At 61.7% G+C, this 11,325-nt stretch carries 10 protein-coding genes; 2 read left to right on the top strand and 8 right to left on the bottom strand.

What is annotated here, in order from left to right:
• The 6 genes from AACY44_RS27330 to AACY44_RS27355 all read right to left on the bottom strand — a co-directional run.
• Positions 1-263: ATP-binding cassette domain-containing protein (locus AACY44_RS27330; protein WP_339419326.1), on the bottom strand; the 263-nt coding region annotated here is incomplete at its 3' end.
• A 63-nt stretch (positions 264-326) separates the two neighbouring features.
• On the bottom strand, positions 327-1,331 hold the full coding sequence (locus AACY44_RS27335; protein ID WP_339419328.1) for a substrate-binding domain-containing protein: 1,005 nt from the start codon (positions 1,329-1,331) through the stop codon (positions 327-329).
• A gap of 37 nt (positions 1,332-1,368) precedes the next feature.
• Positions 1,369-2,232, bottom strand: a complete 864-nt coding sequence (locus AACY44_RS27340) for an SMP-30/gluconolactonase/LRE family protein (protein WP_339495041.1) — start codon at positions 2,230-2,232, stop codon at positions 1,369-1,371.
• A 25-nt stretch (positions 2,233-2,257) separates the two neighbouring features.
• Entirely contained in the window at positions 2,258-3,838 is a 1,581-nt protein-coding gene (locus AACY44_RS27345) for an aldehyde dehydrogenase (NADP(+)) (protein ID WP_339419332.1), read from the bottom strand.
• A gap of 11 nt (positions 3,839-3,849) precedes the next feature.
• On the bottom strand, positions 3,850-4,839 hold the full coding sequence (gene araD1 / locus AACY44_RS27350; RefSeq protein WP_339436260.1) for an AraD1 family protein: 990 nt from the start codon (positions 4,837-4,839) through the stop codon (positions 3,850-3,852).
• A 15-nt stretch (positions 4,840-4,854) separates the two neighbouring features.
• On the bottom strand, positions 4,855-6,177 hold the full coding sequence (locus AACY44_RS27355; protein ID WP_339439216.1) for an MFS transporter: 1,323 nt from the start codon (positions 6,175-6,177) through the stop codon (positions 4,855-4,857).
• Positions 6,178-6,369: 192 nt separating this feature from the next.
• Between AACY44_RS27355 and AACY44_RS27360 the strand changes: the two genes are divergently transcribed.
• On the top strand, positions 6,370-8,106 hold the full coding sequence (locus AACY44_RS27360; protein WP_339419338.1) for an IlvD/Edd family dehydratase: 1,737 nt from the start codon (positions 6,370-6,372) through the stop codon (positions 8,104-8,106).
• Between the two features lie 48 nt (positions 8,107-8,154).
• Positions 8,155-8,877, top strand: coding sequence for a FadR/GntR family transcriptional regulator (locus AACY44_RS27365; RefSeq protein ID WP_339419340.1), 723 nt, complete (start codon positions 8,155-8,157; stop codon positions 8,875-8,877).
• Positions 8,878-8,922: 45 nt separating this feature from the next.
• Here AACY44_RS27365 and AACY44_RS27370 read toward each other — a convergent pair whose 3' ends face one another.
• The gene (locus AACY44_RS27370; RefSeq protein WP_339419341.1) at positions 8,923-11,049 is read right to left on the bottom strand and encodes a TonB-dependent siderophore receptor; all 2,127 of its coding nucleotides are present in this window, start codon (positions 11,047-11,049) and stop codon (positions 8,923-8,925) included.
• A 155-nt stretch (positions 11,050-11,204) separates the two neighbouring features.
• On the bottom strand, positions 11,205-11,325 hold a 121-nt coding region (locus AACY44_RS27375; protein WP_141228961.1), incomplete at its 5' end, for a transposase.

Raw genomic sequence — 11,325 nt, forward strand, 5'->3', positions numbered from 1 at the left:
ATGCTGTCCGCCGCGTTCTTGAACGCCATGGTCTGCTCGCCGATTTGCAGCGTGCCGCTGTTGGGGATGTAGGCGCCGCCGAGGATCTTCAGCAGCGTCGACTTGCCCGCGCCGTTCTCGCCCATCAAGGCATGCACCTGCCCAGGGTGGGCGGTGAAGCTGATGCCATCCAGCGCCTTGACCGCGGGAAAGGTTTTACCGATGCCGTCAAAACGCAGACTGGCGCCGGCAGTGTGTTGTTGTTCATTGACTTGCGCGTGCATAACCACCTCATCACACCGATCAGGCAGCCCTGTTGCCGGGGCTGCCGAGGAAAGCGAACTGCCTTATTTCCACAGGCCGATCTTTTCCAGCTCCTGCTTGAAGTTTTCGCGGGTGATCAGGGTCACTTCGTCCATGGCGGTGTACTTCGGCGGCTCGGTGCCTTTGGTGACCCACTCGTACATCATCAGCGCGGTGTTGTAGCCCTCGATGTGCGGGCTAGGCAGCATCGAACCGAAGAAGCCGCTGTTGGCTTTCTTCAGTTCACCGATAGCGTCGGTGCCATTGATGCCGATGCCGATCACATTGGCGGCTTTGAAGCCGGCGCTTTCGGTCGCGCGTACGCCGCCGAGTACGGTGTTGTCGTTCATGCCACCGATGATCAGGTTTTTCGCACCGCTGGGCAGCTTGACCAGCGCCGAGTTGGTGGCGTCCATGCTGCCTGGTACGTCGAGGGTTTTAAGCGCAGCGGTGAGAATATGGTCGTCAGGAATGCCGGCCTCTTTCAGGGACTGTATCGATCCGTCGGTGCGTTTTTTACCGGTGTCGAGCTCGTTGAAGGTGTTGATCACCGCATAGGTGTCCTTCCAGTCCCAGCCGCGTTTTTTAGCTTCGGCGGCCATGGCCGCCCCCTGCTTCTGGCCGACTTCAAACGCAGCCATGCCCAGGTACGGCACGTCTTCCATGAAGGCGCCTTTGGCGTCGACGAAGCGGTCATCCACAGCAATCACTTTCAAGCCGTTGGCCTTGGCCTTGGCGACAATGGCCGGGCCCAGGGACACGTCCGGCGGGCAAATCACAAAGCCTTTGGCGCCGTTGGCCGCCAGGCTGTCGATAGCCGACAGGGTTTTTTCGCCATCGGGCACGGCGATCTTGATCACGGTGAAGCCATGCTCCTTGCCGGCTTTTTCGGCAAAGGCCCATTCGGTCTGGAACCACGGTTCTTCAGCCTGCTTGACCAGAAAACCGATCTTGACTTCCTCAGCGGCCAGCAGCAGCCCGCTCAGGCTCATGGCCGAAACCGCCACAGCGGCGCAGCACAGGGAACGCAAACCTCGACGACGATTCATACAGGTGACTCCTTGTTGTTGTTTTTAAAATCGGGATTTAGCCGGCAAAGCGGTGACAGGGCTTGCCTGGCACGTCAACCTCAATGGCCAGCACGGCGCCGTCCAAAGGGTGATCCAACGGGCTGGCGGCACTGGTGATATAGAGGGTGGTGAGGTTAGGGCCGCCAAATACGCAACTGGTGGGGCGGCTCACGGGCAGCTCGATGATGCGGTCCACCTCACCACCAGGCGTGAGGCGCAGCAGGCAACTGCCGTCCCAGCGCGCGTTCCAGATATAGCCTTCGACGTCCATGGCCGAGCCGTCCGGCCCGCCACGTTCATGGGGGCCGAACCAGACGTGCGCGGGTTCGAGTTGACCGTTCGGCAGAATCCCATGCCGGTACAGCGTGCCCTCCATGCTGTCGCCAAAATGCACGTGGCGGCCGTCATCGCTCCACAGCAAGGTGTTGGGAATGCCCAGGCCACTCAGCAACGGCGTGACCTGCGCATCGGCATCAATGCGAAACAGGCCGCCGGAGCGTCGGGTGATGGGCAGGTCTTCGCCCTGCTCGCCAATGTTGTTCTGCATAGTGCCCAGCCACAGACGGCCCTGGGCATCGCAGCGCGCTTCATTGCCACGATTGCCCGATTGCGGGTCGGCCACACACAGCAGGGTCAAGGCTTCGGTGACCAGGTCCAGGCGGTACACGCCGCTGCTCAAGGTCACCACGGCATCGCCGCTTTCACACGGGATAAACGCCGAGACATGCTCGGGCAATTGCCAGACCTGTAACTGCCCGTCCATCAGGCGCAATGCCTGTTTGCCGGCAATGTTGACCCAGTACAGGGCCTGGGTGGGCACGTCCCAGAACGGGCCCTCCCCCAATTGCGCACGGTGCGCGGTGACGGCACTCAGCGACATGAAACCTCCTGCTTCATTGTTTTTTTTACAGCGCGTCGCGTGAAGGCGTGCCATCCACGAGCCGCTGGATACGCAACGGGTTAGCGTTTTTCAACGCGTCGGGCAGCAGGCTATCAGGGTAATTCTGGAAGCACACCGGGCGCAGGAAACGGTCGATGGCCAGCGTACCGACCGAGGTGCCACGCGCATCGGACGTCGCGGGGTACGGCCCGCCGTGCACCATCGAATCGCAGACTTCCACACCGGTCGGGTAGCCGTTGAGCAGGATGCGCCCGACTTTCTGTTCGAGCAGTGGCGTGAGTTCGGCGAACTGTTGCAGGTCGGCCGGCTCGCCAATGACCGTCGCCGTCAATTGACCGTGCAGGCCATGTAAGGCGGCGCTGAGTTGGGCCTGGTCGGCGACTTCGACAAATACCGTGGTGGGGCCGAACACTTCTTCCTGCAGCACTTCATCGCCGTCGATCAACAGGCGCACATCGGCCTTGAACAATTGCGGGTGTGCCTGGTTACCGGCCTGAGCGCTGCCCGCGAGGTGCTGGATGCCGGGGTGCGCCAGAAGTTTTTCCAGGCCTTTGCCGTAGCTGCCCAGGGTGCCGGCGTTGAGCATGGTCTGCGCCGGTTGATCACCGATCAGTTGCGCAACTTGTTGAGTAAACGCCGTGAATGCAGGCGAAGCGATACCGATCACCAGGCCTGGGTTGGTGCAGAACTGGCCGCAGCCTTGCACTACCGAGGCGGTCAGGTCACGAGCAACACTTTCAGCCCGTGCTGTGAGGGCCTGGGGCAGCACGATCACCGGGTTGATGCTCGACATTTCGGCAAACACAGGGATCGGCTGCGCACGTGCCGCAGCCATGTCGCACAAGGCACGCCCGCCCTTGAGCGAACCCGTGAAGCCTACGGCCTGGATCGCCGGGTGCTTGACCAGCGCTTCACCGACGCCACCGCCGAAGATCATATTGAACACGCCGGCCGGCATCTCGGTGCTTTCGGCCGCCCGAATGATCGCATCGGCCACCCGCTCGGCGGTCGCCATATGCCCACTGTGGGCCTTGAAGACGACCGGGCAGCCCGCCGCCAGTGCGGCTGCGGTGTCGCCGCCCGCCGTGGAAAAGGCCAGGGGAAAGTTGCTCGCGCCGAACACCGCAACCGGCCCGAGGCCGATACGGTATTGGCGCAAATCCGGGCGAGGCATCGGCTGGCGATCCGGCAGCGCCTTGTCGATACGCGCGCCGTAGAAATCACCGCGACGCAGCACGGTCGCGAACAGGCGCATCTGGCCGCTGGTGCGCCCACGCTCGCCCTTGATACGCGCAGCCGGCAGCGCGGTTTCGCGGCAGACCAGCTCGACAAAGTCATCGCCCAACGCGTCCAGCTCATCGGCCACCGCGTCCAGGAACTGCGCGCGACGCGCCGCACTCATGGCACGGTACGCAGGGTAAGCCTGCGCGGCAGCCTTGGCGGCGGCGTCGACTTCTTCCGGGGTAGCCTGGTAGAAATCCTGGGGCAAGGCTTCGCCAGTGGCGGCGTCGACGCTTTGCAGTTTGACGCTGCCGTTGGCGCTGCGCTGGCCGCCGATGTAGTTGTGGCCGAGGAACTGGGTCATGGGGTTCTCCATTAAAGGGTGATGACGTGGCCGGGTTCGAATGCCGCATCGCTGCTGCCGACGCTGTTGATCAATGGCGCGCCGAACTCGGCTTGGCTGATCTCGAACACATCGCCCGGTTGAGTACGTATACCGTCGGCGAATGACAAGGTGGCGGTGCCGAAAAAGTGGACGTGCACATCGCCGGGCTTGAGGAACTGGCGGTATTTGAAGTGGTGATACTCGAGGTTTTCCAGGCTGTGGCACATATTGGCCTCGCCGCTGAGGAATTCGTTCCGCCAGATTTCCTTGCCGTTACGCAGGAGGCGGCTGGTGCCCGCCAGGTGCTGGGGCAACTCGCCCACGCGCAGCTCCGGGCCGTAGCTGCAACTGCGCAGTTTGGAATGGGCCAGGTACAGGTAATTCTTGCGCTCCATGATGTGGTCGGAGAACTCGTTGCCCACCGCGAAGCCCACACGGTAGGGCTTGCTGTCCGGGCCGATCACGTACAGGCCGCCGATCTCCGGTTCTTCGCCGGCATCTTCGGCAAACGGTGGCACCGGGAAGGCGGCGCCTGGACGCACGACGATGCTGCCGTCACCTTTATAGAACCACTCCGGTTGCACGCCCGCCTGACCCGCTGCTGGCTTGCCGCCCTCCACGCCCCATTTGAAGATGCGCATGGTGTCGGTCAGTGCAGTGTCATCGCCGGCCTGGTGCATTTTGTCCCGCGCCGAGGCGCTGCCCAGGTGGGTCAGGCCGGTACCGCTGATCAACATGTGCGCCGGGTCCGGGTGGTCCAGCGGCGGCAGGATCTTCAGCTCGGCCAGCAGTGCGGCGTAGTCGTGGCTATCGCCCAGACCGAGGCTGTTCACCTGTTGTGCCAGGCCGACGCCCGCTTCGATGGCGGCCAGGGCCAATTCGCGCACACTGCGCGCCGCCTGGACTTCGCGCAGGCTGTCGCCCTCTACAACGCCGACCCGACGCTCGCCATTGCTTAATTCGAACTGAACTAAACGCATGAAACTTCTCCCAGATTAAGTACGTGTGGCGCCACGAGCGCTGGCGGCGAATTGATCGGCGGGCAGTGCGTGCTTGCGCTCCAGCACGCGGTAGACCACGCCGGTCAAGACCAGCCCGAACACCATGACCCCGGACAGGAAGTACAAGCCCGAGGCGAGGTTGCCGGTGTATTCCTTGAGCGCACCGATCACGAACGGACCGATATAGCCGCCGAGGTTGCCCACCGAGTTGATCAATGCAATGCCCGCCGCCGCACTGGCGCCGGCAAAAAACCGACCCGGCAAGGTCCAGAACACCGCCGTGCAAGAAAACATCGCGAACGCCGCCAGGCACAGCGCTGTCATTTGCAGCACCGGCACGCTCAGCCATGCGCTGAAGAACAGGCCGATGGCACCGAGTACATAGAGCACCGCCAGGTGGCCGTAGCGATCGTTCAAACGGTCGGAACTGCGCGGGATGATCAGCAGGCCGATGATGCCGAAGATATACGGCACGGCGGAGATGAAGCCGGTGGTCAAATCACTGCCGCCGAACTGTTTGATCAACGTCGGCAACCACAGGCCCAGGCCATAAATGCTCAGGGTCACCGGCAGGTAGAACAGCGCCAGCAGCAACACCCGCTTGTCTTTCAAGGCATGCAGTGGGTTGCCGTGACGGGTCTGGCCGTAGGCTTGCAAGTCTTTGTTCAACTCGCCGGCGAGCCAGGCTTTTTCCTCGTCGTTCATCCATTTGACGTGCTTGGGGCCGTCCGGCAGGTAGCGCAGCACCGGCCAGGTGAGCAGGATCGCCGGGCTGCCGATCACGATAAACAGCCACTGCCAGCCGTGCAGACCAAGGATGCCGTCCATGCCTAGCAGCCCGCCGGATACCGGGCCGGTGATCATCATTGCGATGGGTTGCGACAGGATAAACAGCCCGAGGATCTTGCCGCGATGGCGCACCGGGAACCATTGGGTGATGTAGTAGAGAACGCCCGGAAAGAACCCCGCTTCCGCCGCGCCAAGCAGAAAGCGCATCACATAGAAGCTGTGTGGACCCTGCACAAAGGCCATGCCGATGGTGATGGCGCCCCAGGTGATCATGATCCGCGCGAACCAACGCCGTGCGCCGAAGCGGTCGAGCATCAGGTTGCTGGGGATCTCGAAAAGGAAGTAGCCAATGAAGAACAACCCCGCGCCCAGGCCATAGGCCGCATCGCCGATGCCGACGTCGGCGCCCATGTGCAGCTTGGCAAAACCCACGGCGGAGCGGTCCACGTAGGCGATCAGGTACAGCAGGATCAGGAAGGGAATCAGTTTCAGCGTGATGCGCCGAATAAGCCGCAGTTCCTGGCTCATGGGGTCGATCTCCGATTGTTGTTTTTATAGAAGCTCGGGGGACGCCTCTCGCGAAAATCCGCCAGGGTCATACCTCAGTTAAGCCAGACTATATAGTATGACTATTTACAAAACAACTCTTCCAAAGCATCGATTTTGCGCTTATGTTTAGGCGCAGATAGAACATATAGTCATACAATAAGAGAATCGATCATGTCTGATAAAAAGCCCGGCCTACGCTCCGCCCAGTGGTTTGGTACTGCCGACAAAAACGGTTTTATGTACCGCAGCTGGATGAAGAACCAGGGCATTGCCGACCATCAGTTCCATGGCAAGCCAATCATCGGCATCTGCAACACGTGGTCGGAGCTGACGCCGTGCAACGCGCATTTCCGCCAGATCGCCGACCACGTTAAACGCGGCGTGATTGAGGCCGGTGGCTTCCCCGTGGAATTCCCGGTGTTCTCCAACGGTGAATCGAACCTGCGCCCTACCGCCATGCTCACCCGCAACCTGGCGAGCATGGACGTGGAAGAAGCCATTCGCGGCAACCCGATTGACGGTGTGGTGCTGCTGACCGGCTGCGACAAGACCACCCCGGCCCTGCTGATGGGCGCCGCCAGTTGTGACGTGCCGGCCATCGTGGTCACCGGTGGGCCGATGCTCAACGGCAAGCACAAGGGCCAGGACATCGGCTCGGGCACCGTGGTGTGGCAGCTCAGTGAACAGGTCAAGGCCGGCACCATCACGCTGGATGATTTCCTCGCGGCCGAGGGCGGCATGTCGCGTTCGGCAGGCACCTGCAACACCATGGGCACCGCGTCGACCATGGCCTGTATGGCCGAGGCACTCGGTACTTCGCTGCCCCACAACGCGGCAATCCCGGCGGTGGATGCGCGGCGTTATGTATTGGCGCATATGTCGGGCATGCGCGCCGTGGAGATGGTGCGCGAAGACTTGAAACTGTCGAAGATCCTCACCAAAGAGGCGTTTGAAAACGCAATCCGCGTGAACGCCGCCATCGGTGGTTCGACCAACGCCGTGATTCACTTGAAAGCCATCGCCGGGCGCATTGGCGTTGAATTGGACCTGGACGACTGGACCCGCATCGGTCGTGGCATGCCGACCATCGTCGACCTGCAACCGTCCGGGCGCTTCCTGATGGAAGAGTTCTACTACGCCGGTGGCCTGCCCGCCGTGCTGCGTCGCCTCGGTGAAGCCAACCTGATCCCGCACCCGAACGCCCTGACCGTCAACGGCAAGACGCTGGGCGAGAACACCAAGGACTCGCCGATCTACGGCCAGGACGAGGTGATCCGTACCCTCGACAATCCGATCCGCGCCGACGGTGGCATCTGCGTGCTGCGCGGCAACCTGGCGCCATTGGGCGCGGTGCTCAAGCCTTCGGCGGCCAGCGCCGAGCTGATGCAGCATCGCGGCCGTGCGGTGGTGTTCGAGAACTTCGACATGTACAAGGCGCGCATTAACGACCCGGAACTGGACGTGGACGCCAACTCGATCCTGGTCATGAAAAACTGCGGCCCCAAGGGTTACCCAGGCATGGCCGAAGTCGGCAACATGGGCCTGCCGGCCAAGCTGCTGGCCCAGGGTGTGACGGATATGGTGCGAATTTCCGACGCGCGCATGAGCGGCACGGCCTACGGCACGGTGGTGTTGCACGTGGCCCCGGAAGCCGCTGCCGGCGGACCGTTGGCCACCGTGAAGGAAGGCGACTGGATCGAACTCGACTGCGCCAATGGCCGTTTGCACCTGGACATCCCCGACGCAGAACTGGCGGCGCGCATGGCAGACCTTGCGCCACCTGAAAAGCTTATCGTCGGCGGCTACCGGCAGTTGTACATCGACCATGTGCTGCAGGCCGACCAGGGTTGCGACTTTGACTTCCTGGTGGGTTGCCGTGGGGCTGAAGTCCCCCGGCATTCCCACTAATTGGGATGCTATGATGCCGCGAATTTAAGTCAGAGCATCCCTGTCGTTATGGATCACCAGCCGCCCAAGCCGCGCAAGAGCCAGCATGCCCAGATCGTTCAGGACTTGGGCATGCACATCGTTTCCGGTCGCTTCAAGCCCGAAGAACGGCTGCCCATGGAGGCCACGCTCTGCGAGGAGTACAAGGTCAGTCGCTCGGTATTGCGCGAAGCGACCCGGGTGCTCAGCGCCAAGGGCCTGGTGTATTCCAAGCCGCGCGTGGGCGCGGTGGTGCGGCCGCGCTTGAAATGGCACCTGCTCGACCCGGACGTGTTGTCCTGGTTGATGCAGTCCACGCCCCACAGTGAATTCTTCAATACCTTGGCCGGTGTGCGGCGCATCCTCGAACCGGAAATTGCCGCCATGGCCGCAACCACCGCCACCGATGACGACATCGCCACCATCGAAAAAGCCTACCAGGGCATGGAAACCGCGCAGACTCACGAACAGCTGTTGCAGGCCGACCTGGACTTCCACCGCGCCATTGCCGACGCCACCCGCAACGACCTGCTGGCCTACATGTGCAACATGCTGTCGCTGCCATTGCGCGAGTCGATCAACATCACCAACCAGCGCCCGGATATCCAGGGCCTGAGCCTGCCCCGGCACAAGGCGATCCTTACCGCGATCCAGAACCGCGACGCCCTTGGGGCGCGGCATGCGTCGCTGGTGCAGTTGGATGACACGCGAGTGGCGTTGGATACGGTGATGAATGTGCTCACGCCGCTTTAATGTGGGAGCTGGCTTGCCTGCTCCCACCGGGATAGGGTCCCGCTACTACAGGGTGTAGGAGATCCCCACCTGCACCGTGCGCGGCTCGCCGGGGTAGGCATAGAAGTTCAGGAACGAGCCCTCTTCGTACTCACGGTTAAACAGGTTCTTCACATCCAGGTTCAGCCGCACGTTTTCGTTGACCTTGTAGTAACCGAGCAGGTCGACCACCGTGTAAGCGTCCATGGTGAACGTGGAGTTGTTGGTCTGCCCGGCACGATCAGCCACGTACTTTCCACCGGCGCCAAGGCCCAGGCCCTTGAATGCGCCGTCCTGGAACTCATACACGTTGAGCAGGCTGAAGCTGTTGCGCGGGATGTTGGCCAGACGCGTTCCGCTACGCACTGTCGTGTCCTTGGTGACGGCGGCATCCACGTAGGCATAGCCGCCGATCATCCGCCACTCGGGCGTCAGGTTGCCGGCCACGTTCAGATCGAAGCCGCGGCTGCGCACCTGACCGGTCGCGACGTTGAAAGCGGAGTCGAGCGGGTCGACACCTTGGACGTTTTTCTTTTCGATCTGGTAGATCGCCGCGTCGACGCTCAGCTGTTTATCCAGCGCTTCCCATTTCACGCCCATCTCATAGGACTTGCCCTTCTCCGGCTCGAACCCGCCACCCTGGCGGCTGGCGCCAGTGTTCGGCTTGAAGGAGCGGGCGGCATCAGCGTAGATCGCGACGGTGTCGGTGAGGTCGTACATCACGCCGACGCGCGGGGTGACAGCATTATCGGCGGCGTTCCAGTCGCGCACGCCGGTTACGTAGGATTCGTACTTGTGCTCGAACCGCTCAAAGCGCGCGCCCGCGAGGACTTTCAAACGGTCGGTCAGGGCCACCTGGTCCTGGACGAATGCGGCGTAAGTCTTGAGGTTTTCTTTATCGTGGGTCGGCGTGCGCGTCAGCGCCGGACGCGGCTGGCCATAGACCGGGTTGAAGATATCGATCGGGAACGCAGCACTGGAACGCTGGATGATCGACTTGTAGTCGTAATCTTCGTATTCGATACCGGTGAGCAAGGTGTGCTCCAGGCCCCCGGTGGAGAAGTGCCCGGTCAGGTTGAGCTGGTAGTCCTTGTCGGTCCAGTCCAGCTTGCGGTAGTTGAAGTTGCGCTGCAGGGTGCGGCCGTCGGCCCCGAGGCTGCTGGCGTTGTTCGCCTCCACGCCATTGCCCTTCATCGTGCCGTCCAACCACTGGAACCCTCCGCCCAGGGTCCAGTTGTCGTTGAGCATATGCTCGAAACGCAACTGCGCCATGTTGTTATCGTTGTGCAGGTTGCCGGCGTATTTTTCGCCCCAGAAGGTGTCGCGCGACGGCGTGCCGCGCTGGTTGGCAAAGCGGGTCAGGCCGCGATCCAGCGGGTGATTGTTGCGTATGAAGTCGCCTTCGAAGATCACCTTGGTTTCGTCGGTGGCTTGCCAAGTGAGCACCGGGGCCACACCGTAGCGTTCGGTGGAGACGTGGTCGCGGAAGGTGTCGCCGCCCTCGCCCACCACGTTCAGGCGATAAGCCAGGCGGCCCTCCTCATCCAGCGGGCCGGAGGCATCCAGGGTGCCGCGCTTCATGCCTTGGTCATCCAACTGGCTGCCCAATGTGACCGTGCGTTCGGCCAGCGGCTGTTTGGTCACCACGTTGAAGGTGCCGCCAGGATCGCCACGGCCGTAGAGCATGGTGGCCGGGCCACGCAGCACTTCAAGGCGTTCGATCGTGTTGGCATCAGGCATGGCCGGGTAGCCGCGGTTTACAGGAAAGCCGTTGCGATAGAACTCGCCAGTGGTAAAGCCGCGCACGGTAAAAGTGGTCAGGCCCTGCCCGCCGAAGTTGTTGGCGCGGCCGACACCACCGGCGTAGTCCAGCGCTTCCTGCAAACGGGTGGCGCCGATGTCCTCGACCACATCTTTGGACACCACGGTGATGGACTGCGGCGTTTCATGAATCGAGGTATCGGTGCGCGTTGCACTTGCTGACCGTGTGGCGTGGTAGCCCTTGACCGGCCCCTGAGCCGTCTCGTAGTCCGCCTGTCCCGTGACATTGGTGGCTTGCAGCTCAAGACTGGCCTTGTCGGCAGAGACAACCTCTGCCCAGGTAAAAGGCGAAAAAGCTTGAAGCACACAGAGGGAAATCAGGGTACGACGCATGGATGTTGCACCTAGTGAATGAGCCAGATGGGACGGCAAACCTGCCAAGAATTCGACGCGCATGGTATATCAAAGAATTCTCGTTTGATATCTATTCTCATTCGTTATTTTTTGCGTATCCATTTTGTATCAATGCCGAGACAAAAAAAGGTTCTTCACGGATTGCCGGGAAAGACACTCTTGATCTTCATGAAGAAGAACTCGCTGTCCCGGTAACCGTACGCCATTCGTTTGATGACCTTTATTCGATTGTTTATTCCTTCCAACTGACCAGTG

Origin of the sequence: Pseudomonas sp. RA_15y_Pfl1_P11 (genome assembly GCF_963970975.1) — a bacterium.
GTDB lineage: Bacteria > Pseudomonadota > Gammaproteobacteria > Pseudomonadales > Pseudomonadaceae > Aquipseudomonas > Aquipseudomonas tritici.